The following is a 24,591-nucleotide window of genomic DNA, read 5'->3' as shown; positions in this document are numbered from 1 at the left end:
TCTCTAACCAGCCTTATTCCTCACCCGACGAAAAAAGTGGAGACTGGGGATAATTATCGATGGTTTATGCGTCAAACTAATTTGCAGTTACAGTTGTTAGACATAGATGGCTAATTCTCCAGACTCATATAAAATACTTATGCTAAAACGCTTCAGTGTAATTATTACAGCCGCTATACTCTGGCAATTTAGCAGTGATTTGACGCTGGCGCAGAGTCGAAATCCTCTACAGGCGGATAAATTTCCGCCTAGTCCGCTAGAAATCAGCACACCAGACCCACTTTTACCAAATTTGCGTGATAAACAGCCTTTAAGCCTTTTAGAAAAACTAAAACTTCAGGCGGCGTTAGATGAGTTAAATCAAGAGGCGGTGGTAAAACTGCAAGCGGGAGATAAAGAAGCAGCTTTTGAGATTTGGAATCGGGAGTTGCGCTTACGTCGCTATTTGGGTGCTGTGGCTGAGGTACAAGCATTGTCAAGAGTTGGTGAGATTGCTTGGAATAGGAGCGATCGCCAACAGCTACAATATATTACGCAACGCTTGCAGGCAATTCAAAAGCAGGCACAACCTAAAAAAGCTAAAACTCAAGCCAGTATTGACTTAGAGCTATTACGCGCATTAGGTTCAGCTTATCAGAAAGTGCGATCGCCTAAACCTGCCATAGAACTATATAATCAAATTTTGCTAGAGGTGCGACAACAAAAAGATACCTCTGCGGAAATCGATACCCTCAAAACCCTGGGGAACTTAAATCTGAGTTGGTTTAATTATCCCCAAGCCGCCACCAACTACGAGGAGTTGCTAAATTTAGCTACCAACCGGGGAGAACGCCAGGATGAATTAACATACCTGCAACAGCTAGCTTATATCTATCAACAGGCGAAGCAGCCGCAAAAATCTATTGATGTCTTGAGTAAGCTCAAAGAAATTTACTCCCAAAATGATAATCAGGCACTTGTGCCAAATTTGCAACTAGCGATCGCAGCCAATTACGAAACCCTCGCTAAAGAAAATCCGGCTTTACTCCCCGAAGCCTTTAAAAACTATCAAGCCGCTTATGTCACAGCTTGGGAATTACAACAGTATGCGCGTGCGGCTGAAGCATTGCAGAAGTTAATCCCCTTATATCGTTCTCAAGGACAAATTAATGAGGCTTTAGAAACTAGCAAAATTCTCTTAGAAACAGAAGCAAGAGCCGCTAATTATTATGGGATGATGCAAGCTTACGATCAAATGGGACAATTATATTTAGAAAGCAAAGACTATCCGCAAGCACTAACAGCTTTTAAAGACGGCTTAGAGTTAGCAAGGCAACTCCAACATCAGGAAAAATACTTTACTCAGCAAGTTGAAAAAGCATCCCAGGGAAGTTTGTAAACTCATAATTTCTCTTCTCATAGGTCGTATATTTTAACAATACTGGGTTCTGGGTCTTGAGCATTATAACAATGCGGGCTTAAGTATTTGGGTGTAAAAAATTAAGGGCTTTTATATACTGTTCGCGGAGCGTGTCCTAGACAGACACTCTGCGAACAAAGAGGAAACTTCATTCCTACAAAACAGGCTTTACCCCTTTTGATTGCTTAATAGTTCCATTTAATTTGACTTATATCTGCATACTTACTTAAACTCTTGACAACTTCTTATTAACATTCTACTATGAAACTGTTCAGTATTAGCACTTAAGTATTAACACTTAAAAAAACTCCCAATGCTTAGTTTACGTTCTGTAATCGGGATTTTCCCCCAACACAAAACGCTCTGCACTTCTGCTAAGAGGGTGTTTGAAAAGTCCTTGGTGATCTAGTAAATACTTTTAGATCACTCTAAATCCACACTACTTGCAACAACGGGTCTAACACCCGCAAAGCAGTGTAATTGAAGTTTCCCCCCTGTTTAAGACTTAGGACAGCCAAAAGGTTTTAGTTAACTAGTCAGAATGAATATAACCTCATCAAAATGCTCAACATTAATAGAGATATGAAATCATCTCAGTTTACAAATAACAACTTTCCCGAAGAATCAACAGAAAACTTGTTACTTTTCCAAGACGAATTAGAAATCTATCTAGCTAAGATTTGGAAGAATGTTTTGGGTGTTAAATCAGTTGGTAGACAGGACGACTTTTTTGACTTAGGAGGAACATCCTTGCTAGCAGTGCAGTTGTTTGCAGAAATCGGTAAAACCTTTAAGACAAATCTGCACTCTGCGGTCATATTTGAAATGTCAACAATTGAAGAGCTAGCTAGTCTCATCCGTGATGAAGGATGCAATAAAACACCTGAAACTTCCATAGTTCCAATTCAAACCACAGGCAATAAACCTCCTTTATTTTTTGTCAACTCTATAAGTTATGCCCGAACTTTTGCGCCTTATTTGGGATCTGACCAACCATTTTATGCCCTGAATATATTTGGACTAACTGATTTTTTTAAACATCAACTTTCCGATATCCAAATTAAAGATGTTGCGGCAAAGTTCATTGAAGATATGCAAATCATCCAGCCTCATGGTCCTTATTTCTTGAGTACCTATTGTGGTGACTCGTTTGTGACTTTTGAAATTGCTCAACAGCTACAAGCAAAAGGTCAACAAGTAGCTATGTTGGCTTTTATTGATTCGATTTGGGAACCTGTTGATTTAGGTCTTTCTCTTTATTGGCACAATATAGGTCAATTTGGATTGGACTATGTTCTTGAAAAAGCTAAGGATAAGTTGAGATTTACCAAGCATAAATTGAGTTTAAGCATAGAACAGATTAAGGGGAAGTTGCTCAATAAAAAAGGGCAAATATCACCTCGCCATGTAGACGACATTAATTTACTAAAAGCCTTTCAAGAATCTAGAAATACCTATAGACCGCAAGTCTATCCAGGTAAGATAACTTTATTTACTTCCACTGAATGGAAATTGAGAAACTCACCTAAACTAGCTAGTTTCGCTGCTGCTGGCTCAGAGAATTTGGAGCTTCCTGGATATCATCATACTCTGTTTAAAGAACCCCAAGTGCAGGTTCTAGCTGAAAAATTGAGCGATTGCTTAGATAAAGCACGTGTGAGTGCTGAGTGTATGTCAATGTAACGGAGTTTGAAAAATACCCACGCTGGCGAATATAAATCGCGGCTACACGAATCAACACCCTAGACTTAGCCTGTGTAGTAGCGAATTATATTCGCCCAAAGCTTTTCTAAAAAACAAAATCTTAACGCGTCTTTGAAGCGATCGCTTAATATTCAATCATAGACTGTACCATCAGGCATGATTGCTCCCTCTAAATCGGCATTTGTGAGAATTGCCCCTGTTAGGTCTGCACCTTGCAAATTTGCTTTTCGCAGAATCGCACTATCAAGATTGGCATAACTCAAGTCTGCATTTTGCAAACTAGCCTCAGTTAAATCAGCCGCCAAGTTACCCCACTGGATTGTCTTACCCAGATTCGCGCGACATAATTTGGCTTTATCTAAGTTGGCATGATGCAAAGAAGCGGCTCTGAGGTCAGCGTAACTCAAATCTGACCCACTTAAAACCGCATATCCCAAATCTGTATGCTGGTTAGAACTAGGGCGAAAGTCTGCTTGAAATAGCAGAGAACGAGATAAGTTTGCACGATGTAAATTAGCCCCACACAAACTTACTTTAATTAAGTTTGTTTCTTCTAAACGTGTCTTGACTAGTTTTGCACCTGTTAAATCAGCTTCTCGGAGAACAGCACGATATAAATCAGCTTCACTCAAATCTACGCCCCAAAGAATGGATTCACTCAAGTCTGCGGCTTGTAAACAAGCTTGGCTCAGATTAGTTTTGCCAAGTCGAGTTTGACGTAAATCAGCATAACTAAAATCTGCGCCTGTGAGGTTAGCGTTTGTTAATTCTGCTTCTTGTAGATTGACGCGCTGAAAATTCCGTTCTCCAGCCGCATATTGTTTGAGAATCTGATCTAAATCCATATTTCCCAGAAGTTCTTAATTTTGAATTTTGAATTGATGTGTCCCCATTCCCTAAGAACGACCAACACAACGTTGAAAAGCGGGAAGATGGTTATTTTGTGAGACATGGCGAAGTTGGATAAAAGCAGCCCGTAAATCTGCTTGTTGTACAAATTCTAAAAAGCGGTCATACATCTGGACGTTGGCTATTTCTGATTCTACTCCTGTTTGACAGGCAGCTTGGAGAGTATCGGGGGCGGGGATATTTCCCATAAAGGTATCAGGAGGAATCGGTAATCCGTATTTGGTAAATAGGTGATTCCACAAAGAGACGTGTCTATCTTCGGCGTGAACAATGTTGCTAAAAGGACGCACTTCACCAAATTTGTTGATTACTGCGGTGTAAAAAGCACGGGCATAATATTCATCGTTGATGGCATCAATCATTGCCTGTTGGGTTTCGGCATTTAATTCCCTACTCGGATTATAAGCGGAGGTTGGGCTAGTGGTGTTAGTGGTAGTATTGGCGATCGCTACACCACACATACCTCTTTTATCTCCATGATCTAATCTAGATATTTGATGCCGTCGGTGGCGGTTTCCTTGACAATTCATAATTTCTTCCTCATTTTTTATCTTCACGAAATCTCTTGACTAATGTCTCTACTAATCTCTACTTTGATAGGCTTAACTAAAGACAAACCCAATAATTTCAAACCTAGTCTTTCAAACCAAGGTACTGCTGCACCAAAGCGCATTTTGGCTAAAAAATACTTCTCAAACGCAGTTTTAGCCCAACTTACCCAAGCACCACTCAAAGCCACAGCCCGCCGACGTTTACCTGTGACTGCATCTGGTAGCACAGGATTAGCGAGAAATAAAATGCCTGTGTCACCAAAGTCAGCAAAGCAAATGGCATCAAGTGTTGAGGTTACAGGCTGGGCAGAAATGACACCCAATTCAATAGCAATATTATGTGCCACGGCCATTCCCATTGCTTCCGTCATCTGTCCAGTTTTGGGTACACCCAAGGGTATAGGTGTCTCCTCTGGTGGTTTTATCTCTACAACCACACCTATGGCATAAATTGAGGCATATTCAGGATGTCTGTATGTAGGTAATACGGGAATAAAGCCATCCTGATTGCTTAATCCTGGTACTTGGCGCACAAAACGCGGCCCCCGGAAGGGTGGGAGTAGCATTGAATAAGCAAAGGGTAAGACTCTGCCATTTCCTAGATGAATCTGATTTGGCTCAATTGCTGTGACTTCCACATTTTCAATAACTTCTACCCCTCGTTGTGCCATAATTTCCTTCACTAAGTGGGCAGAATTAGCCATTCCACCAATACCCAAGTGTCCGGCGTAGGGTTCTGGAGTCACAAAGGTAATTGATACCTGTTCTCTTAATCCCTGTTTCCTCAAAACGTAGTCTGCTAATAGCGTAAACTCGTAGGCAGGGCCTAAACAACTCGTTTTCGGTAATGCTCCTACTACTAATGGCCCTGGTGCAAGGAGAAAGTTTTGCCAAGCTTTGTGTGCCATTAAAGCGTGATGGGGATTACAGACTGATTGTGTATATCCATCGGGGCCTAGTCCAGCTACTGCATCTAATGCTAGTTCTGCCCCTGTAGCAATAATCAAGTAATCGTAAGTAATGCTTTGCTCTCCGAATGATATCTTTTGATCTTGAGGATTTAAGTGATCTATTCGCCCTAGTATCCAGTTAATCCCTTTCAGTTGCAATCGTTTTTGTAAGCTAACCTGAATTGACTCCAAAGAAGTTAAACCCATCGCTACCCAAGGCAATGAAGGAATAAAGGTGAAGTAAGGGGTTTCTGAAATTACGGTGACATGATGTTCTTTGGGGAGGATATGCCGTAATTCATAAGCTGTGGGCAAACCTCCCAACCCTGCACCGACGATGACAATGTGAGCCATTGCAGGAAATCTCCGAATATTTGATTGTTGATTTGGGGATGAACTGAGGGATAAGCAAGTTTGTAGTAAGGACTAAAGTCCTTACTACGAACCGTCCTTAAACTGATAGACCAATAGATTGATTCCTATTATTATTATTATTTGTCAGCCATCAGAACTCTTGTATTACTTTTAATTAAGATACTGACTAGAAAAAAGGGCGTTGGGGAAAATAAATCTCCTAAAAAGTTTATATAACTATATAGTAGTATAATAAAGAAAGATTAGTAAAGAGTGAGAAAGTTTATGGATGATAGTTTGATTCTGTCCAACCCTTCCATGTCTAGGCGGCAACTGCTGAATTTCTTCACTGGAACTATTGTTGCAGTTACAGCGAGTGCTGCCTTATATCCAGCGACTAAGTTTTTCGTACCTCCAGCCGAAAGCACTGATGCAGATGGTAGCATCCTCGCTAAAGACCAAATCGGTCATCCTATCCCAGCCAGCCAAATTTTAGCTGAACAACCAGGAACACGGGCTTTAATCGCTGGATTGGCAAGTGAGCCTACCTATTTAACAGTTAAAGAAGATGGCACTCTCGATGAGATGGGTATTGTTGATAATTGCACCCATTTGGGTTGTACTTTCCCGTGGAATCCTGTTGATGAACAGTTCCAATGTCCTTGTCATGGTTCACGCTATGATGCCCAAGGTTCTGTAGAACGAGGGCCTGCTAACCGTCCTCTGAAGTTAGTTCATGTCCAGGTTAGAGATAATAACATTTGGATTTCACCGTGGAAGGATACAGACCCCCGTACTGGAGAAAAACCTTGGTGGGTTTAAATCAGTTATCGTTATCAGTTATCAGACAATGTAGGGTGCGTCAGTGGGGTAAAACCTAACTAGACAAAGAAATTATTCATACTGACGCACCCTACCAACTCACAATTTTGAATTTTGAATTCGGAGCAAAGCAACGTGACTTCTACACCTATTGTCAGCCACTCTGTAACTAACATTTCACCGCAGGAATTTGTCGAACTAAGCGACCCACTGCTACTGATTGATGTGCGTAGTGGTATTGAGTATGCCACTGGTCATGCACCTACTGCGCTCAACCTCAGTTTACCGCGAATTATACTTGGGAGGATACCCATGTTTCGTTCCTGGGTGTTACCGGAGTGGTTTCGGGAATTATCTTCAGATCAAGCGATCGCAATAATTTGTTTAACAGCCCATCGCAGCCCTATTGCTGCATCTCAACTGGTGAAAGTAGGCTGGAAAAAAGTATACAACATTACTGGCGGTATGGTGGAGTGGCAGCGATTAAACCTCGAAGTTTGTAAATAAGGAGGTTCTCAATGGGAGCGCAAATTTCCCAACATCAAAAATATTAAACGCAGAGGAGCGCGGAGTTTAACGCAAAGTTACGCGGAGAGTTTTTTAAGAGGAATTGGTGAGAATATGCAGTTATCAAAAAGTAATTTTTCGGAACGTGTTGATCATGTTTATGATGCGATGATCGTTGGTGGTGGTGCTGGGGGTCTTTCTGCTGGTATTTATTTGCAAAGATACCGTCTTTCTAGTCTGATTATTGATAAGGGTAAGGCTCGTTCTTTCTGGATGCAGGAGTTACATAATTATCTGGGTTTACCTCCAGATACTCCTGGCCGTGTGTTGCTGCAACAGGGTAAGAAGCATTATGACTCTTTGGATGGGGATTTTTTAAATGCTTATGTTGAGGAGGTGGTGGATGAGGGTGATACTTTTGCTGTGCGGGTGAAAGTTGGTCGTCAAAATAGTATTTATTCTGTGTTGCATTCTAAGTATTTGATTGCGGCTAGTGGGATTATTGACAATCTCCCACCTTTGGAAAATATGCAGAATGTGTTTGAATACGCTGGCTATAATTTGCACGTTTGTATGGTCTGCGATGGCTATGAGATGGCTGATAAGCAATGCGGGTTTTTTGCGGGGAGTGAGGCCAGTATTGAGGAAATGGTGTTTAATTTGAGTTGGTTTACGCCTTACATTACTATCTTTACTCATGGATTATTTACTGTGAGTGCAGAATTGCGCTCTAAGTTACAGCAGTATGGTTATCGCTTAGTGGAAACACCAGTTAAGCAATTTTTGGGTAAAAATCATCATATGACAGGTGTGGAATTGGTTGATGGTGCGGTGGTTGAGTTGGAAACGGGTTTAATTTCAATGGGTTCGCACTATCACAATACCTATCTGGAGGGATTTGATTTAGAGCGAAAAGGGGGATATTTGGTGACAGATCAAATGGGTCGGACTTCTCACCCGCGTATTTTTGCGATCGGAGATTTGAAGGTAGGTTTGAATCAAGTGGTGATTGCTGCGGGTGATGGTGCATTGGCTGCAACGCAGATTTGGCGGGAAATTCGCCGTGCTGTCGGTGCTAGACCTTGGCTGTCAAATCTGCCATCAGTTCTGCCACAGAGATGAGGTGCTGATTCTGACTGACGTTTGTACCAGAAAACATTAAAGTAGGGATGAAGGATCTGAGTCATGATAGACTTGCTCATTTATTAACTAAATAACTGAGGAGTAATTTTATCATCTCAGTGGTAATGGTCATGGAAATATAAGCTCTATAGCAAAAAACTTAAATTTAAATTTACCCCTTGACAAGTTTATTGCTATATAGTTATATAGTTTACATGCGACACACTAAACCAATTTCCCGAAAGAAAGCTACAGATGCTTTCCCTGAAAACCCAGGCTGCATCTGACTTTCTTAATTACGTTAGCGGAGCGGGGCGGGAGCATCGTTACGAATTGGTTTTACTTTTTTGTCGATCAATTTCACATCCATTCGCACTTATTCAAAAATATGACAACACTAGTAAAAGAGCGTATTAGCTCTAATTTATGGGATATATTTTGTAACTGGATCACCAGTACAAACAATCGGATGTATATTGGCTGGTTTGGCGTAATCCTGATTCCTACTGCTTTAACTGCAACGATTGTCTTTATTCTGGCGTTTATTGCTGCGCCTCCTGTGGATTTAGACGGTATCCGCGAGCCTGTTTCTGGTTCATTGCTCTACGGGAATAATATTATATCTGCTACCGTTGTTCCCACCTCTGCGGCAATTGGTTTGCACTTGTACCCGATATGGGAAGCAGCTTCTTTGGATGAATGGCTGTACAACGGTGGCCCTTACCAAATGATTGTTTTGCACTTCCTGACTGCCATCTATGCTTATATGGGTCGTCAGTGGGAATTAAGCTACCGTTTAGGAATGCGTCCTTGGATTCCTGTCGCTTTTTCCGCTCCTGTTGCGGCTGCAACTGCGGTTTTGTTGATTTATCCCATTGGACAAGGTAGTTTTTCTGATGGCATGATGTTGGGTATTTCCGGTACATTCAACTTCATGATTGTGTTTTCACCAGAACACAATATCCTCATGCACCCGTTTCATATGCTAGGTGTGGTTGGAGTTTTTGGTGGGGCTTTGTTCTCTGCAATGCACGGTTCTTTGGTAACTTCTACGCTAGTTCGGGAAACCTCGGAAGTAGAATCAGCTAATATTGGTTACAAGTTTGGACAAGAAGAAGAAACTTACAATATCGTTGCGGCGCACGGTTACTTTGGTCGGTTAATCTTCCAATACGCCAGTTTTAATAACTCACGTTCTTTGCACTTCCTCCTGGCTGCTTGGCCTGTAGTTGGTATTTGGTTTGCTTCTTTAGGTATCAGCACTATGGCGTTTAACTTGAATGGATTCAACTTCAATAACTCGATTTTGGATCGCCAAGGACGCACAATTGATACCTGGGCAGATTCGCTAAATAGAGCGAACTTAGGGATTGAAGTTATGCACGAGCGCAATGCTCATAACTTCCCTCTAGATTTAGCATCTGGTGAAGCTCAACCAATTGCTCTTGCTGCGCCTTCAATCGCTATCTAGTTTCTGCGTTCATGCTGCTTAGTAAAATTGCACCCTAACTTTAGGGTGTTTTTTTATGGGTTAAAAAATTGTTTTTATGTTCTGCAAAGCTTTGAGACTTTCGGTTTGTTGTATGATTCGTTCACTAATGCGATCGCACGCTAATTCACAAAGCTCAAAAATCATGGGATCAGCAATCTCATAAAAAGCACTAGTACCTTTTGGTTGACGAGAGACAATCCCCGCTTGAGTTAACACTTTGAGGTGCTTGGACAGATTCGCTTGTCCTAAACCTGTAGCCTCTGTTAGTTCCATCACATTCATCGGCCCTGACTTCAGACAAGTCAAAATTTGCAACCGACTCCCTTCAGATAGCATCTTGAAATAGTCAGCAACCGCCGCAAATATATCTGAATCACCCGGAGATAGCTTACTTTTCGGCATAGGCAGATGCAATAGTGAGTGCCAAAATAATTAAATAACTAATTAGTATTATAAGCAACTGATGGGAGGAGGAGAGGGGATAGGGGAGAGGGGACAGGTGACAGGTGACAGGGAGAAGAACTAATGACTAAATTAAACAAAAAGTTACTGATTTTGTTGAGTTCAGGATTCATCATTTTAGGTTTGATGGGCTGCGATCGCTTGTTTGGTGCTTCTGGTGAATTGGTTGAACGTGTGAGCGATGGTGATACCTTAGCAGTTAAGGATGCCAAGGGGAATAAATTCACGGTGCGCTTTGCTTGTATGGATGCGCCGGAAATAGCCCATTCCCGGAAAGAGCAGGCTAGTAGAAGAGTTAGCGATCGCAATCAATTTAGTTGGGGTGCGAAAGCACAAGCAAGATTAGAGCAATTGGTCAAACAAAGCGGCGATCGCGTTACCTTGAATATTACAGATAGCGATCGTTATGGACGCAAAGTAGCTGAGGTGCGATTAAGAGATGGTACTTTTGTCCAACAAGTGTTAATCCAGGAAGGATTAGCTAAGGTTTATCGTCCTTATTTAAATAAATGTCCTAGTAAAGAATTAGTGCAACAAGCTGAAGCCAAAGCACAGCAGCAGAAGATTGGTATTTGGGGCGATCCTAAATTTGTTAATCCTTGGAAGTATCGGAGTTTGAATAAGAAAAAATAGCTGTCAATCATCCCTTACTATTGAGTACATTGTATGTTTACTGGCTTACCCTATTGCGACTGCCATCTGTAGATAGAAGAAACTATGTTCTTGCCAAAATAGATTGGTTCAAGTCAATTTTAGAGAATTGGTATTACGAATTGGGGAATGTGCAAGTGATTTGGATTATAGGTAGCGATCGCTATGAATGCAAACTTGCTAACATTTTTCGTATATCCTTTAACATTAAAAATAAATGTAAAGGGTCAGTAGGACTAGGTTCAAAATCAAAATTTTCATACCATGCTCGTGCTTGGTTATCTTTAGCATGAACTAGCAAAGCACGAATACCTAAAATATCTGCTGCTGCATTGACACGCTTGAGACAGTCCTTTAATAAACCACTGCCTATTCTCTTACCTTGAAAATCTTTACTGACTGCTAAACGAGCTAACAGAGCAACAGGTATAGGATATTTTGGTAATCCTTTAATGATGCGAGGTGGCGCATCTTGATGAATAACAGAGGCTACAGTGAGAGTGTAGTAACCAATTACATGATTATCTACACAGGCTACATAAGTTTTTGAACTATCAGACTGTTGATTTTGTAAAGCGTAATTAATTAAAAAATGATTTAAAGCAGGTTTCCCACAATCAAAGTCTTGAATATTCTGGGAAGCTGATAATTTTTCTATATATAGACTATCAAGAGACATTACTCAAATACACTTGGCTCAGTTAATAGACGACGCAAACGGGGTTTGTCTGTTGTTGGAGAATCTAGGGCATTTTGAAATGCTTGCCATTGCTCATCATCTAGTGCAAATACTTTACGATTTGTCAAAGCATCTTGAGCAGCAGTTAAACCGTGTTCTAACAAAAACTCACTGACATTTTTATGACTTGCAGCCGCAGCTTGCTGCAATAGTTTTTTGACATTAGGACTTGTACGGATGTCAATCCTTTCGGTTCTAGACTCCGGCGAGTGACTCATAACTTAAATGTAGATAGATTTTACTCTCAACACCTAAGCTATCATACACACATTGTCCTGACAACAGCATGAGGGAATTATTGTAAGTTACTTACAGAACCAAATATAAAACGAGTAAGCAGGCTAGCGATCGCCATCAATCGTGAATCTTCCTAATTAACCCTCCCGCAAGCGAGGAGGGGGCTATGATATACCTCATGTGATTAGGAAACGCTATAAGGCTTGGCAAAAGCACTAACTAGAAGCAAGAACTAAATCTAAAATCTTTTGCCAATCTGGGATGACTATTTTAAAAGTATGGGACAGTTTTATGTTGTCTAATAGAGAATATGCTGGTCTAGTAGCGGCACTGGGATATTCTTCTGAGGTAATGGGAATTAATCTCTGCAATTTGCGTTCATTCTGCTGCAAATCATATGTAAAAATTTCTTGAGCAAAGCCATACCAGCTAGTTTTACCATTAGATGTTAAGTGATATAAGCCACCTTTACGGGCAAAAAAATCGGCTGTATTTTGGAGAGATGGCAATAAAATTTGGGCTGTGACTTCAGCAATTAGGCGACTCCAAGTTGGTGCGCCAATTTGGTCATCAACTACTCTAATTTCTTCTCTTTCCTTTGCTAGTCTCTGCATTGTTAGTAAAAAGTTTTTACCTCGCAACCCATACACCCAGCTAGTGCGGAGAATTAAATGATCTACACCGACAGATGCGATCGCTTCTTCAGCTGCTAATTTGGTTTTGCCATAGATATTTTGAGGATTGGCTGGATCATTCTCAGTATATCCTGTACTTTTTGTACCATCGAATACGTAATCAGTGGAGTAATGAACGATCGCTGCACCTAGATGCTTGGCTTCTTCCGCCATTACACCAGGCGCAATCCCATTAATAGCCATTGCTAAATCTGGTTCTAACTCTGCTTGATCTACTGCGGTATAAGCAGCAGCATTCACAATCAAGTTGGGTTTGATTTCCCTAATTGTCTGACGAATTGTATCTGGTTGGGCTAGATTCATCTGTTCACGTCCTACAGGAATCACTTCTCCTAAAGTCATCAAGGTGCGCTGTAGTTCCCAACCAACCTGTCCAGTCACGCCTGTTAAGAGGATTTTCACGAATAAACCTCTGCTTCTAGCAATAATTTACCCACTTTATCTTTAGCAGAGACAACAGGTTCTTCTTGGATAGGCCAGGCGATCGCTAAATCAGGATCATTCCAAATAATAGTACGATCATACTGCGGTGCATAGTATTCGGTAGTTTTGTATAAGAATTCTGCCGATTCTGACAACACTAAAAAACCATGAGCAAAACCTGGCGGTATCCACAGTTGATTTTTATTTTCAGCAGAAAGATACACACCTACCCATTGACCGAAAGTTGCAGAAGTTTTTCTTAAATCAACAGCTACATCAAACACTGAACCTACTACAACTCTGACTAGTTTTCCCTGCGGCTGATGAATCTGATAATGTAACCCACGTAAAACATTTTTCACAGAGCGGGAATGATTATCTTGGACAAAATGAGATGATATTCCTACCTTATCCAAAAAAACTTTTTCGTTATAACTCTCATAAAAAAAACCGCGTTCATCCCCAAAAATTGGCGGCTCAATTAACAGTACATCAGGAATATCTGTCTGTAATACATTCATAAATTAATCCTGGGTTTCAAAAAAATTATGGGACTAAAAGGCCATTTAAGGCACTGATGCTACTTGTTAATTCTCTATTTTCTCTAGAGGTAATCAGATTATCTTCAATTATCTGTCGCAGATAAATACCATAACTACTTTTACCCATTGATTCAGCTAACTGAGAAAGCTGACGGGCATCAATATATCCTTGACTATATGCAATCTCTTCCAAGCAAGCTATTTTAAAGCCTTGCCTTTGTTCTAATGTTTGGATAAAGTTAGAGGCTTGATGTAATGATTCGTGTGTCCCAGTGTCTAACCAAGCATATCCACGCCCTAATATTTCTACTTTTAAGTTACCTTGACGAAGATAAGCTAAATTCACATCCGTAATTTCTAGTTCATTCCGCACCGAAGGCTTGAGACTAGCTGCAATTTCGGTAACTTGAGAATCATAAAAATAAATACCAGGGACAGCATATTTTGATTTAGGATGTTTCGGTTTTTCCTCAATACTGATTGCTTTACCATAGAGATCAAATTCAATTACACCGTAGTTTTTCGGTTCTGTTACTTTATAGCCGAAAATTAAACCTCCATCCTGGAGTCTAGCCGCACGATTGAGAACTTCAGTTAAACCATGTCCATAAAATATGTTGTCTCCTAAGATCAAGCATACTGAGTCATTTTTAATAAAGTCTTTGCCTAGAATAAAAGCCTGAGCTAAACCTTCTGGTTGAGGCTGTTCCACATAACTAAATTCAAGTCCCCATTGGCTACCATTCTTAAGTAAACGGCGAAAAAGAGGTAAATCTGTCGGAGTTGAAATAATCAGAATTTCCCTAATCCCTGCCAGCATTAATACAGATAATGGGTAGTAGATCATTGGTTTGTCGTAAACTGGCATAAGCTGTTTACTAACAACTTGAGTTAAGGGATAAAGACGTGTACCAGAACCACCCGCCAGAATAATACCCTTCATTTTGATATCCTTATAAAGTAGAATTAATTATCGAGATTCATAATTTTGTTGAATCCAGTTTTGATATGTACCCGTGCATACAGATTCTAACCAAGCTGAGTTATTGAGATACCAATGAACTGTTTTTAATAAACCACTATCAAAGTTTTCTTTGGGTTGCCAATTTAAATTTTGGCTAATTTTACTACAGTCAATTGCATAGCGACGGTCGTGACCTGGACGGTCCTTAATAAAAGTAATCAGAGATGAATGTTTAAAATTATCTTTGGGTGATAAATCATCCAGAATGCTACAAATGTTTTCCACAACTGCTAAATTTGTTTGTTCATTTAGCCCTCCAATATTGTAGCTTTCACCAATCAGACCCTCTTTCAAAACAAGATGAATGGCATCACAGTGATCGCCTACATAAAGCCAGTCTCGGATATTTTGACCGTCACCATATATCGGTAGAGTTTTCCCATTTAAAGCATTGAGAATAGTTAAAGGTATGAGTTTTTCTGGAAATTGTAGAGGCCCATAATTATTAGAGCAATTGGTTGTTAAAGTTGGTAAACCATAGGTATGATAATAAGAGCGCACGAGATGGTCTGCACTTGCTTTAGAAGCTGCATAGGGACTATTGGGTGCATAGGGTGTATCTTCTCGAAAAGCTGGATCTGTGGGATTTAAAGAACCATATACTTCATCAGTAGATATATGCAGAAAGCGAAAATTTTCTTGTTTTGGTGATGTAAGTTTTTGCCAATAAGCTTTACTGGCTTCTAATAGTTGAAATGTTCCTACTACATTAGTTTGGATAAAACTTTGGGGACTAAAAATTGAACGGTCAACGTGAGTTTCTGCCGCAAAATTGATTACTGCATCAGGTCGATATTGCTGTAGTATATACTGGACTAATTCGTAATTATTAATATCTCCTAGAACAAAATAATAGTTGGGGTCATTTTGTAACTCTGCTAAACTTTGTAAATTACTTGCGTAAGTTAATTTATCTAAGTTAATGATATTAGCCCATTTTGATTGTCGAGCTTGCAGAATAAAGTTAGCTCCAATAAAGCCTACTCCACCTGTAACTAAAAATGTTGGTATTTCATCTATTTTTAAATTCGCCATATCAGATGAGTTTTGGTATTTATGATGTTTTATTTTTAAGAAACATTCGACTTCTTCAAACCTAATTTTTGGGCAATATTTTTGAGTGTATCTCTGGGAAACCAAACCATAAAAATACCGCCTCTATCTAATATTGCTAAGTTCCAGATATAGCCAAAACCTGGAAATTGCTTTAACAGTGGTATTTCAGCTAAAACATAACGGCGATTTTTGCGCGCCTGATTGGGGGGATTGTCTTCAGTGCGGAGTTGTTCTGGTAAAGGTAGCCAATGACCTGCTATTTTTCCAGGCTCAAAAAATCTTGCCTGTACAGATAATCCCATCAATCGGTCAGCTGTCCAAAAAGGAATATATTTAAACGGGCCAAATATAGTTAGAGTCGATACAACACCCTTGAGTGCTTCCTGAACTAATTCGTTTTTCCAAACTTTTTTATCAAAGTTTTCTTGATGAGGTCCTCTTTGATCTCTACGTCCTCGAAAAAGCGCGAAAAAGTCAAGTTTATTATCGAAGGGAGTAATGGGAATTTCCCGAATTGTATATTTTTTTTCTTCTTCAGAATAAGTTTTTTCTTTAATCGGATTTCTAACTTCAATATTTTTAATATTTGGTAGGTAATCCCAAGGTTTATCAATTGGTAATTTACCAAAGGGAAATTGAACTTGGTTTAATCTAAAGAAATAGCTATCAGGAAATTCACTAAAATAATCTTCGGCAATGGCAATAATATTATGATGAATATACTCATCACAATTAATGGAGAGAACATATTTTCCTGACGCATTCAGTAAAGCCGTAACTCTTTGAATGAGTTCTCCTCGAAGAGGACTTGTAATTTGACGTAGGCGAGAATCATTAATAGGAATGAAGGGGACATGAGGAGGATAAACTAAAATAATCTCAACGCTACCGTGAACTTTTAAAATTTCTTGTAGCCATGAAGTTTCAACACCGTCCCTCATGGGGATAATTATAGAAAGCTGCGGATTTGTCATAGAGTAGAATTTCCAGATTTCCCAAAGGTTTACGAAAGCAATTAAATTAATACATCACAGAGAAATATTTTTACCGAGGATGGAATTCTACAGTTGTTTCTAAAATTTTAATGTCATAATGACCAAAGAAATCATTACCGAGTAATCCGATTGGGGCTTTGGGTGCGATCGCTACTTCTATATTTTGGACTCCAGCACCTCCTGCTGCAATCAATTGCACCGTACTAATGGGAAATTCGATTTGGCTACCATCGGCAATTTGCGCTGTCATGACTCCCGTAGTTTTGAGTTGCAGTGCGTTTGCTGTTCCCATCGTAATCAGGGTGTTGTTTGCACCTGTGTCCAGAATCATCTCAACGGTTTTTTTGTTGTTAAAGGTGACATCAATTACAGGAGTTCTACCCAGACGGCGTTTGATGGGAACACGAAATATTCTTTTTTCTGGCTGAAGAGGTATTTTCTTCTCAGTGTTAACGCCACAAAGTTTTTCTAGTTTAATTGTTCTACCAGAGGAGTTAATCATAAAACATTCGCCTGGATCTTCAGCAGTTACACGATGGTGTAATGCTAAAAATACCAGCGTCGGCAGGACTGTAATTAAAGCTAAATTAATAGTTTTAATCATCCGCTTGCTAGCATTAATCATTGTATTATTTTTAAATAAACCCTACTTTTAGCGATTTTATGAGTACTCAAGTCCTGACTACGAACTTAAATTATTTTTTCGTCTAACTATGGTTAGAATTATGGTCACTTTATATATTACATATATTTACTGAGCCGTAAATTAAAGTTTAAGTGAAGACTCAATAAAAATACTTGGAGTTAATCACAGTTGGTGGCGGTATATATAGCGGTTCTCACTTTAGTGAGGTACAAGAACCCCACCCCCAACCCCCTAAGAGCAAGTGGGGAGGGGGCTATGACATACTTCATGTGATTAGGAAACGCTATATATAGCGGTGGCGATCGCCTGGTTCACAGCCATATCCTTTTGAGATAAGATTACCTCTTCTGTTATGGTGCGTTGTGCGACGACTCCACACACAGCCGCAGCCGCAAATCCATATACTCCCGCCATTTTAAACAGTGTGCCGCATTCCATTTCGTAGTTCAAAATATTTAACCGCCGATATTCTTCAGTTATGCCATTTAGCGATCGCATTAAATAAGGGTTGGCGGAATCGGTGCGTTCTTGTCCTTCATAAAAGGTATCGACTGAAGCCGTAATCCCCAGATAATGCTCAATCTGTAATGCTTGTGCAGCCTTCACCAAAGCCACCGTCAGAAACGGATCGGCGGCGGCTGGATATTCCACAGGCGCAATATCATTAGCTGCACCTTGACGACACAACGCTGCACTACTAATTACAATACTACCGACGGGGATATGGGGTTGAATTGAGCCACAAGTCCCAATGCGAATAATTTGTTTAATCCCTACCTGCACCAACTCATTAACAACAATACTTAAGGAAGGCGCACCCATACCACTTGTAGCAGATAAAATGGGGCGACCATTGGGTAAGTATCCTAAATAGCTATTGAGTCCCCGATTTTCTGAGAGTAACCGTATATCCTGTAAATAAGTGTAAGCAATCAAACGCGCACGTTCAGGATCGCCAGATAATAGGGTCATCGTGGGAGGTGTAGAACCTAAATCATTTTGTCCAAAGCCAATGTGATAGAAACGTTCTCCAGACATATTGTTGACGACATTTTGATGCTGGCATGATATTACATCAGATTGCAGATTTTCTTGACTATGATTGGACTGACGTTAACCAATCTCCTAGCTATTGGTACGAGGGGCGTTGTCTGCAAACTGGTGATTTAATCAGGCTACCCCGCACACCTTTAGTAGAAGCGATCGCCTGCGGTTTAATGCAGCAATTAGCCAAAGATGAGTGTTATTCTCATGAGGGTAAAATGTATGGTGTATTACTGGTGGAATTACCGACCGGTGAACAACGAATATTAAAAGCTTTTTCTGGTTTATTGAATGGTGAAAGTGTTGTTAATGGCTGGGTTGCACCGATTCCTGGGAGAGAACAAGTAGCTTTACAAGAAGCGAAAACTTTGGCTGAGTTAGAAGCAATTAAGCAAGAACTCATTACCCTGAAGCAATTACCAGCCAGACAAGAGTATGAAACCTTATCGCGGGAATTTGCCCAACAGTTGCAAGCAATGAGCGATCGCCATTCTAATTCCAAACAGCAACGACAGCAAAAACGCCAGCAACTTGGTGACACATCCACAGGTGAAGTCTTAAGTTTGGCGTTGGAAGAATTAGACGAAGAAAGCCGCCAGCAGGGAATTGAACGCCGCCGACTCAAACACCAACGAGATGTAACTTTAGCAACGTTAAAACAGGCGATCGCGATCGCAGATACACGCATTCAATCACTCAAACAACAGCGTAAAGCCCTATCTCGACAACTCCAAGCACAAATGCACGCCGCTTACTCCCTGATGAATTTTTTAGGGCAATCTTTATCATTACAGCAATTAATGCCCGATGGTTTACCCACAGGTACAGGGGACTGTTGCGCCCCCAAGCTACTCCACTACGCCGCCACCCACGGACTCAAACCCCTAGCAATGGCGGAATTTTGGTATGGGACATCTAATCAAGATAAAGTCCAGGGGGAATTTTATGGTGCTTGTGCAGAACGCTGTCAGCCGTTGATGGGGTTTTTGTTGGCAGGTTTAAGACCTAACCCCCCTACCCCCTTCCCTACAAGGGAAGGGGGAGTTTTAAGCCCCTACAAGGGGAGGGGCTACGGTGTATACACAAGTCAGATTTTCTTTCTAGATCAAGGTTTTACCCCCCTTAATCCCCCCTTGGAAAGGGGGGAAACCGGAAAATCTAGTTCCCTCCCCTTTCCAAGGGGAGGGTTAGGGTGGGGTAATTCGAGGACAGAAAGTGATTCGATAACTTGTGTATACGAAGACGAACATTTGATTGCTATCAACAAACCTGCGGGACTGCTATCTGTTCCAGGGCGTTATCTGGAAACTCAAGACAGCGTGAGTAGTCGCTTGCGTAATTTGTTACCTGATGGCGATAATTTAGCGGCGGTGCATCGCTTAGATCAAGAAACCTCTGGGATTCTCTTAGTAGCACGTGATTCCCAAACCTATCGCCAACTTAGCCAGCAATTCCAACAGCGACAAGTCCACAAGGTTTATGAAGCCATACTTGCGGGTGTTGTCACCACAGACACAGGTTTAATTGAATTACCATTATGGGGAGATCCGCAAAATCGACCTTATCAGCAAGTTAACTGGGAACATGGTAAACCCAGCGTCACGCGCTTTCGGGTGATGGCGAGGGAAAGAGAATATACTCGCGTTGAGTTTGCACCATTGACAGGACGCACCCATCAGTTGCGGGTTCATGCTTTAGTAGGATTGGGAGTGGTGATTTTAGGCGATCGCCTATATGGTTGCAATGCTGAAGCCACTCGCTTACACTTACACGCCAGAGAACTCCGCTTTCAGCATCCCCACAGGCACGCAACTATTCATTTGCAGACTGAAACGCCGTTTTAATTTTTTTGTAGTTCTTAAGCAGCGTCATAGGGGCAGTTTTGCGATCCGATCAACCCACTCTTCTGCACTCGATACTGCCCAAATTAGCAACAGTTCTCTGACTTGCTAACTTAGCTGCCATCAGCTTATTGTACAAAGCAGGATCAGTAGTTTGTAGGGGTTGGGGCATAGCATCAAAAGCGGCTTCCTCTGCTGCTAGGTAAGAATCTATCTCAACACGATTAGACATCTCCGAAAACAGTCAAAGCCTTTGTTTGGCTAGGCTGTAGCCACTAAATGCAATCATCTTAAATTAGCTATTCTGTACGATGAAATAAGACTTTGAGATATTTGCTGTTGATAATTAGGCAAAAATATCTAGTTATATGCGATAATTTTAACCTGATGATATAGCTGATATTTCTAATGGTAATATTAGCCCTCGAATCCGTAACCTTACTAGCCCACAAATCGTCAAAATTACTTGCTTATATTTGCGGGTATTTAACCTAAATCTCTCTTGGACAACTCGAAAGATTTTGACTGACCGTATTCGATGTTCAACAAAGATTCGTTTAGATGAAAATATTTTGTTCTGTTCTTTCTGTTCAGTTGTTAGTTCTTGATTTCTTGGTTTCTTAATTGGAGTTGTAATTAAATCTTCTCCAAGATATGCCTTATCTCCTTTAAATCTTTGTTTGGCATCAAACTCTGAACGATATTCTCGGAACAAAGTTATATCGCTTTTTGGACCAGGTTCACCTGCCACAACATCAACGATATCACTAGCATCAGGTAAAATAATCATTTGAGTTTTAAATGTATGATTACTCTTCTTACCTGAAAAATATTTCTTTTGTTCATCATTGTCTCTAGGTCTTTCTCTGACTTGTTCATAGCTATCTACTATTAATTCATATTCTGTGAGCATTTCTTTTACTACTTCATAGTCAGAAGCGTTTTTTTTTACTTGTTCAAGCAAACTTGATGGCAGTAATTCTCGCAAGTTAGGCAACCAATAGTTAAACGTATCGTTGGCTGTAGACTCACTTACTTCAAACTGAATACCTAGAAGTTGAAAGGTTGTCAGATGTCGGAGATACACTAAAGTTAAAATGATTTGTTCAGAAATAGATAATTTTGGTTTCCGACCTCCTCCACCAGCAATAATTCTCACTTTCTTAGATTCCAGTAAAGCTTTTTTTTCATGATATAATCTTTCCCCATTTATGATTAATTGTTGTAACTGTTCATATTCCAGACCTATTAACCTTTGGGTTTGTTTAGGATTCTCTTCAATGTAATTCAGTATATTGCTCATGCTTCTGTGTCAAAATAACGCTTTAATGTTCTTTTATCACAGAATAATACTATTTTGGAGATGTCTATTAGCTAGATAGAATGCGATGTCTACGACGGGCTACGCCTACGCGCCATAAACTTGTTCTAATGTTAGTAATGGAAAAGATTGAACAATGCTTTCAGGTGATAATCCACCCCGGAAGGCGTAAACAACAGAATCCAGGGAAATTCGAGTTCCTTCGACCCAATAAGCATCGTTTCGATACTCTACATAAGATTTAGCTGCAACAACTGGCATATATTTATTTTGCTTCTACCTACTTATAAACTTAATATATCAATTGGGTTCATGCTTTTGATTTTAGGCGATCGCCTGTATGGTTGCAATGCTGGGGCGACTCGTTTACACTTGCACGCCAGAGAACTCCGCTTTCAGCATCCCCACACCCAAGCAACTATTTATTTGCAGACTGAAACGCCGTTTTAATCTTTTTGCAGATTTGCACTAATGCTGCATCCTGTTCTGCTTCAGTGAGGCTTTTTAAAGGATGTTTGGGTTCGTGTGCTGCTTGGTATTTAGCAATTTCTGTTTCTTCGTATGCGCTAAAACTTATAGGTATCCAAATAATTTTCAATCCTTCAGCTTGGGCAGCATTTAACAATGGGGGTAACTCATTATCAGCAATAAAATCTGATGCTAAAAAGTTAGGACTTACCATTAAAACTGCTACTTTTGCTGCTGCCAAAGCATCTTCAATTTCTTTATACCACTCAGTTCCAGGTTCAATTTTCGTATCATCCCACACGACTAATTTTTGGTTGCGAATCATTGGCTTTAGGTGGGTTTGCAGTTGAGTTAGCCAATCTTTATCTGAATGGCTATAGCTGATAAAAACTTGATTTCTCATGACTGGTTCTAGAATCGGGTTTACATTTTCGATTAAAACATCATCAATCAATCTTATAATATCTACATTCACTCCGCTTTCATAGCACATAATACTGTATTGCTTTCTATCCTTAAATTTTTGAAGTTTTTCATATTCATACACATAAGGATTTTGGCTAGTTTGGCATTTTTCACAATTACAAGGAATAAGTTGACGATATTTTAGCCGTTCATAAGATTTATGAATTTTTTCCAATTCATGGATAATTATCGCTAGTAATTCTTTTTTCCGACTTCCGACGACACGAATTTTAATTTCACGTTGGTGATAGTGTTCAATTACTTCAGCGCGTGTTTTGTCTTTATTGAGAACAACACCAGTTTTCCAAACAAGTGTTTGCTGTTCAATATAATTATGTGTTTCCACAATAAAGCGACTTAACATACCTTTGGGCATAAAGTCATACCTGTAACGCAGAATAAGATTATGATTATTAGACTCATTCAAGTTGTATTCAGGTTGATTTGCCGAGAGTAATTGAGGAGTAATATAATTATTAGGACAACTAGGAATTTCATAGCATAGCTTAAACTTCATCATTAAACGTAATAGCTCTGGACGCATATCAGCATATTTGTTTTCACTCCAAATATCGTTTAAATCATTGCGGGTAAATTTGCCTAAGTTTTGAATAACTTGTCTGTTATCTAATACTTTGTAGACTGCATCTGTACCCCAAGTAGGTTTAAGAATTATGGTTTTTACTAGTAAATCATCATCCTGAAAATGAAGATATACACCTAAATCATGTAGATAACCGCTTAGTTGTAGTTTATCTTTTCGTTCAGTAAATCCATATTTTTGGCAAATATTCAAATATTCTTCTAAAGTAATATACTGACGTTTATCACTTTCTAAAACCTTTCGGACTTCAACCCAATTTTTAGGAAGTTCTGTGCCTATATGGGGCAGGTTACTAATATAGTGTTTGATTTTATTTAAGATTTCTGGTAAACCACGATTTGTAGCAAAGTTAGTAGAGAGTGTTTCTTTCAAATTGGTAAAATTAGCCCGTAAACCTCGCTCGTTTATTCCTGGCTTACGCTCGTCTTTTTCATTTTTTATCACAATTACAGGGCTGTTATCGCTTAGTAGTTCTACCACATTCAACCAATAGTCAAAATCAGTATCTTCTTTACGAGTATCTGCAACTAAAACATAAAGTGAACGTTTAGTGAGAAAAAATTGGTGAGTAGCATGGTAAATTTCTTGCCCTCCAAAATCCCATATATTAATCTGGAACTCTCTATCATTTTCTAGAAGAAATTTCCATTTAACTATATCAATTCCCTCGGTAGATTTTTCATCTTGTTTTAGTTCATAGTTATTATCTTGAATTTTTCTAGCTAGGGTAGTTTTTCCTGCACCACCTTCTCCTACTATAAGTAATTTAGCTTCGTAGAGGCGATCAGTTTCTTGTTCTAACTGTTGCCTGAAAAAGTTCATAATTGCTCTTAGACCCTCCTTGATTATTTCTGGTGGAGGTGAATCAAGTGGATTATCTTGGAGGTCGAGCGATTGCAGGTTGACCAGTTGTCCAATTTCCGGTGGCAGACTGCTCAGTTGATTACTGTGGAGGTCGAGCGATTGCAGGTTGACCAGTTGTCCAATTTCCGGTGGTAGACTGCTCAGTTGGTTACTGTTGAGGTTGAGCGATTGCAGGTTGACCAGTTGTCCAATTTCCGGTGGCAGACTACTCAGTTGATTACTACCGAGGTAGAGCTTTTGCAGGTTGATCAGTTGGACAATTTCCGGTGGCAGACTGCTCAGTTGATTACTCCAGAGGTCGAGCTTTTGCAGGTTGACCAGTTGGACAATTTCCGGTGGCAGACTGCTCAGTTGATTACTCCAGAGGTCGAGCTTTTGCAGGTTGACCAGTTGGACAATTTCCGGTGGCAGACTGCTCAGTTGATTACTGCTGAGGTGGAGCGATCGCAGATTGCTAAGTTTCCCAATTTCTGGTGGTAGGCTTGTTAATTTTTTGCTAGAAAGGTCTAGTTCCGTAGCTTGGTCTTTAGCAGCTTGTTCAATAATTCGCAGCAGTTCTTCGTTAGTCATAGGAATGGAGCGATCGCACCAGTAAAATCAATTTAAATAATAATGTAGCGTGTATAAACAGTTGCATGAGCCGCATTTAAACTTTGCAATATCAAGATTTTAGTAAAAAGCACGCTCACTCACCCTCATAACTC

General features: G+C 40.0%; 26 protein-coding genes. 9 read left to right on the top strand and 17 right to left on the bottom strand.

The annotated features are described in order from the left end of the window. Positions 1-139 precede the first annotated feature (139 nt). Both L6494_RS19765 and L6494_RS19760 read left to right on the top strand, forming a co-directional pair. Entirely contained in the window at positions 140-1,378 is a 1,239-nt protein-coding gene (locus L6494_RS19765) for a tetratricopeptide repeat protein (RefSeq protein ID WP_237989456.1), read from the top strand. 603 nt (positions 1,379-1,981) lie between these two features. Beyond that, positions 1,982-3,082, top strand: coding sequence for a thioesterase domain-containing protein (locus L6494_RS19760; RefSeq protein ID WP_237989455.1), 1,101 nt, complete (start codon positions 1,982-1,984; stop codon positions 3,080-3,082). Between the two features lie 152 nt (positions 3,083-3,234). On the opposite strand, the gene hetL is transcribed toward L6494_RS19760, so the two are convergent. The 3 genes from hetL to L6494_RS19745 are packed head-to-tail and all read right to left on the bottom strand — an operon-like array spanning position 3,235 to position 5,867. Next, positions 3,235-3,948, bottom strand: a complete 714-nt coding sequence (hetL, locus tag L6494_RS19755) for a heterocyst differentiation pentapeptide repeat protein HetL (RefSeq protein WP_237989454.1) — start codon at positions 3,946-3,948, stop codon at positions 3,235-3,237. A gap of 51 nt (positions 3,949-3,999) precedes the next feature. Beyond that, positions 4,000-4,542, bottom strand: a complete 543-nt coding sequence (locus tag L6494_RS19750) for a ferritin-like domain-containing protein (protein WP_237989453.1) — start codon at positions 4,540-4,542, stop codon at positions 4,000-4,002. A gap of 23 nt (positions 4,543-4,565) precedes the next feature. Continuing rightward, a complete protein-coding gene (locus L6494_RS19745) occupies positions 4,566-5,867 on the bottom strand; it encodes an NAD(P)/FAD-dependent oxidoreductase (RefSeq protein ID WP_237989451.1) in 1,302 nt (433 codons plus the stop codon). Between the two features lie 285 nt (positions 5,868-6,152). Between L6494_RS19745 and petC the strand changes: the two genes are divergently transcribed. From petC to psbA, 4 genes are all read left to right on the top strand, one after another. Then, positions 6,153-6,689, top strand: coding sequence for a cytochrome b6-f complex iron-sulfur subunit (petC, locus tag L6494_RS19740; RefSeq protein WP_237989449.1), 537 nt, complete (start codon positions 6,153-6,155; stop codon positions 6,687-6,689). Positions 6,690-6,824: 135 nt separating this feature from the next. Next, complete coding sequence (locus L6494_RS19735; protein ID WP_237989447.1) at positions 6,825-7,196, top strand: rhodanese-like domain-containing protein; 372 nt, start codon at positions 6,825-6,827, stop codon at positions 7,194-7,196. A gap of 114 nt (positions 7,197-7,310) precedes the next feature. Then, a complete protein-coding gene (locus L6494_RS19730; RefSeq protein WP_237989446.1) occupies positions 7,311-8,318 on the top strand; it encodes an NAD(P)/FAD-dependent oxidoreductase in 1,008 nt (335 codons plus the stop codon). Positions 8,319-8,706: 388 nt separating this feature from the next. Next, complete coding sequence (gene psbA, locus L6494_RS19725) at positions 8,707-9,789, top strand: photosystem II q(b) protein (protein ID WP_237989445.1); 1,083 nt, start codon at positions 8,707-8,709, stop codon at positions 9,787-9,789. Positions 9,790-9,849: 60 nt separating this feature from the next. Here psbA and L6494_RS19720 read toward each other — a convergent pair whose 3' ends face one another. After that, complete coding sequence (locus L6494_RS19720; protein WP_237989444.1) at positions 9,850-10,212, bottom strand: ArsR/SmtB family transcription factor; 363 nt, start codon at positions 10,210-10,212, stop codon at positions 9,850-9,852. A gap of 123 nt (positions 10,213-10,335) precedes the next feature. Here L6494_RS19720 and L6494_RS19715 point away from each other — a divergent pair, with 123 nt between their 5' ends. Beyond that, positions 10,336-10,905 carry a thermonuclease family protein gene (locus L6494_RS19715; protein ID WP_237989443.1) on the top strand — a complete coding sequence of 190 codons (570 nt, stop codon included), beginning with the start codon at positions 10,336-10,338 and terminating at the stop codon, positions 10,903-10,905. 181 nt (positions 10,906-11,086) lie between these two features. On the opposite strand, the gene L6494_RS19710 is transcribed toward L6494_RS19715, so the two are convergent. The 9 genes from L6494_RS19710 to L6494_RS19670 form a co-directional block, all read right to left on the bottom strand. Beyond that, positions 11,087-11,602 carry a GNAT family N-acetyltransferase gene (locus L6494_RS19710; protein WP_237989442.1) on the bottom strand — a complete coding sequence of 172 codons (516 nt, stop codon included), beginning with the start codon at positions 11,600-11,602 and terminating at the stop codon, positions 11,087-11,089. Next, positions 11,602-11,880: a type II toxin-antitoxin system TacA family antitoxin gene (locus tag L6494_RS19705; RefSeq protein ID WP_237989440.1), complete on the bottom strand. Its 279-nt coding sequence runs from the start codon at positions 11,878-11,880 to the stop codon at positions 11,602-11,604. Before L6494_RS19705 ends, L6494_RS19710 begins: the two co-directional genes overlap by 1 nt. Positions 11,881-12,114: 234 nt before the next feature. Further along, complete coding sequence (gene rfbD / locus L6494_RS19700; protein ID WP_237989438.1) at positions 12,115-12,996, bottom strand: dTDP-4-dehydrorhamnose reductase; 882 nt, start codon at positions 12,994-12,996, stop codon at positions 12,115-12,117. Then, on the bottom strand, positions 12,993-13,538 hold the full coding sequence (gene rfbC / locus L6494_RS19695; protein WP_237989437.1) for a dTDP-4-dehydrorhamnose 3,5-epimerase: 546 nt from the start codon (positions 13,536-13,538) through the stop codon (positions 12,993-12,995). The genes rfbD and rfbC overlap by 4 nt, the downstream gene beginning before the upstream one ends. Before the next feature lie 25 nt (positions 13,539-13,563). Beyond that, positions 13,564-14,502, bottom strand: a complete 939-nt coding sequence (rfbA, locus tag L6494_RS19690; RefSeq protein WP_237989436.1) for a glucose-1-phosphate thymidylyltransferase RfbA — start codon at positions 14,500-14,502, stop codon at positions 13,564-13,566. 27 nt (positions 14,503-14,529) lie between these two features. Further along, entirely contained in the window at positions 14,530-15,618 is a 1,089-nt protein-coding gene (gene rfbB, locus L6494_RS19685; RefSeq protein ID WP_237989435.1) for a dTDP-glucose 4,6-dehydratase, read from the bottom strand. Between the two features lie 35 nt (positions 15,619-15,653). Beyond that, the gene (locus L6494_RS19680; RefSeq protein ID WP_237989434.1) at positions 15,654-16,613 is read right to left on the bottom strand and encodes a glycosyltransferase family 2 protein; all 960 of its coding nucleotides are present in this window, start codon (positions 16,611-16,613) and stop codon (positions 15,654-15,656) included. A gap of 70 nt (positions 16,614-16,683) precedes the next feature. After that, positions 16,684-17,259: a retropepsin-like aspartic protease family protein gene (locus L6494_RS19675; RefSeq protein ID WP_237989433.1), complete on the bottom strand. Its 576-nt coding sequence runs from the start codon at positions 17,257-17,259 to the stop codon at positions 16,684-16,686. Positions 17,260-17,553: 294 nt separating this feature from the next. Further along, positions 17,554-18,318 carry a nucleoside phosphorylase gene (locus L6494_RS19670; RefSeq protein ID WP_237989432.1) on the bottom strand — a complete coding sequence of 255 codons (765 nt, stop codon included), beginning with the start codon at positions 18,316-18,318 and terminating at the stop codon, positions 17,554-17,556. Between the two features lie 26 nt (positions 18,319-18,344). On the opposite strand from L6494_RS19670, the gene L6494_RS19665 reads away from it, so the two are divergent. Then, positions 18,345-20,168 (top strand): RluA family pseudouridine synthase, encoded by a 1,824-nt coding sequence (locus L6494_RS19665; protein ID WP_237989431.1) that lies wholly within the window; start codon positions 18,345-18,347, stop codon positions 20,166-20,168. Between the two features lie 49 nt (positions 20,169-20,217). On the opposite strand, the gene L6494_RS19660 is transcribed toward L6494_RS19665, so the two are convergent. The 3 genes from L6494_RS19660 to L6494_RS19650 all read right to left on the bottom strand — a co-directional run bounded on the left by L6494_RS19660 (position 20,218) and on the right by L6494_RS19650 (position 21,747). After that, positions 20,218-20,397, bottom strand: coding sequence for a hypothetical protein (locus L6494_RS19660; protein ID WP_237989429.1), 180 nt, complete (start codon positions 20,395-20,397; stop codon positions 20,218-20,220). A 147-nt stretch (positions 20,398-20,544) separates the two neighbouring features. Then, positions 20,545-21,468 carry a transposase gene (locus tag L6494_RS19655; RefSeq protein WP_237988802.1) on the bottom strand — a complete coding sequence of 308 codons (924 nt, stop codon included), beginning with the start codon at positions 21,466-21,468 and terminating at the stop codon, positions 20,545-20,547. 105 nt (positions 21,469-21,573) lie between these two features. After that, positions 21,574-21,747 carry a DUF433 domain-containing protein gene (locus tag L6494_RS19650; protein WP_237989427.1) on the bottom strand — a complete coding sequence of 58 codons (174 nt, stop codon included), beginning with the start codon at positions 21,745-21,747 and terminating at the stop codon, positions 21,574-21,576. 51 nt (positions 21,748-21,798) lie between these two features. On the opposite strand from L6494_RS19650, the gene L6494_RS19645 reads away from it, so the two are divergent. Beyond that, positions 21,799-21,936 (top strand): hypothetical protein, encoded by a 138-nt coding sequence (locus tag L6494_RS19645; protein WP_237989425.1) that lies wholly within the window; start codon positions 21,799-21,801, stop codon positions 21,934-21,936. Here L6494_RS19645 and L6494_RS19640 read toward each other — a convergent pair. Then, the gene (locus tag L6494_RS19640; protein WP_237989424.1) at positions 21,905-24,457 is read right to left on the bottom strand and encodes a COR domain-containing protein; all 2,553 of its coding nucleotides are present in this window, start codon (positions 24,455-24,457) and stop codon (positions 21,905-21,907) included. The genes L6494_RS19645 and L6494_RS19640 overlap by 32 nt on opposite strands. Positions 24,458-24,591: the final 134 nt, after the last annotated feature.

The organism is Nostoc sp. UHCC 0870 (assembly GCF_022063185.1).
Taxonomy (GTDB): domain Bacteria; phylum Cyanobacteriota; class Cyanobacteriia; order Cyanobacteriales; family Nostocaceae; genus Trichormus.
The sequence above is the reverse complement of the archived record's forward strand: the minus strand, read 5'-3'. Positions and strand labels throughout refer to the sequence as shown.